The organism is Vibrio sp. R-1 (assembly GCF_035615595.1).
Classification (GTDB): domain Bacteria; phylum Pseudomonadota; class Gammaproteobacteria; order Enterobacterales; family Vibrionaceae; genus Vibrio; species Vibrio cholerae.
In genome coordinates this window covers 1-928 of the sequence record NZ_WPDC01000231.1, presented here as the reverse complement: position 1 = coordinate 928, position 928 = coordinate 1, and the positions used below count along the sequence as shown (strand labels likewise).

The 928-nt window shown below is 42.3% G+C and carries 2 protein-coding genes; both read left to right on the top strand.

Annotated elements, in window-relative coordinates:
* The first annotated feature begins 119 nt into the window (after positions 1–119).
* The gene (locus GOU96_RS17805; RefSeq protein ID WP_000179600.1) at positions 120–389 is read left to right on the top strand and encodes a DUF1778 domain-containing protein; all 270 of its coding nucleotides are present in this window, start codon (positions 120–122) and stop codon (positions 387–389) included.
* Complete coding sequence (locus GOU96_RS17800) at positions 386–919, top strand: GNAT family N-acetyltransferase (RefSeq protein ID WP_258503780.1); 534 nt, start codon at positions 386–388, stop codon at positions 917–919. Before GOU96_RS17805 ends, GOU96_RS17800 begins: the two co-directional genes overlap by 4 nt.
* Positions 920–928 lie beyond the last annotated feature (9 nt).

Genomic DNA, 928 nt, shown 5'->3' with positions numbered 1-928 from the left:
CCCTTAGGCGGGCGTTATATTCTCCCTCGCCCCGTAAACTTTCCGTACGAATTGAATGTGCTTTAAGTTTGGCCTATAATCGCTAAACTGACGGAATGTATCCGTACGCAGGAGGTGTTATGGCAACGGCACGTTTAGATATCCGCCTTGATGAAGAGATCAAGGCAAAAGCCGAAAAGGCATCGGCTTTACTTGGTTTAAAAAGTCTCACTGAATATGTGGTGAGACTTATGGACGAAGATGCGACTCATGTTATTGAGGAGCATGAAAGTATTATGGTTAAAGACAGTGTTTTTGACGAGTTTATGGCTGCGTGTAATAAAGTAAAAGCACCGAATCAAGCTTTGCTTGAAGCTGTTAAATTTACAGAGAAGAGCGGTATCAAGTGAGTTGGGGCAAAGAGTTTGTAGAACTTAGTAAATCAAAGCATGACCGCGACTCATTTGACTGTGGTGAGCAAGAGCTAAACACATTTATCAAAACTCAAGCTGCAAAGCACATGCAAGCAGGTATTAGCCGAACAATGGTTTTACCTAGTGCTCACCCACTGTTAAATCAAAAATTCGCTATTTGTGCCTTTTATAGTGTTGCACCGAGCTCAATCAGCCGAGAAACATTACCGGCACAATTAGCAAAGAAACTACCGAGGTATCCAATCCCTGTTTTTCTGTTGGCTCAGTTAGCTGTGCACAAAGATTTTCACGGTTCTGGACTTGGAAAGGTCAGTCTAATCCGTGCGCTGAAGTACTTGTGGGAAGTGAATCATCACATGAGAGCATACGCAATAGTTGTGGATTGTCTGACAGATTCCGCTCAAGCGTTCTATACGAAGTTCGGCTTTGAAGTATTGTGCGAACATAATGAGCGTATTCGTATGTTCTTACCGATGAAAACGGTAGAACAACTTTTTAATCAATAGGCTACGAAT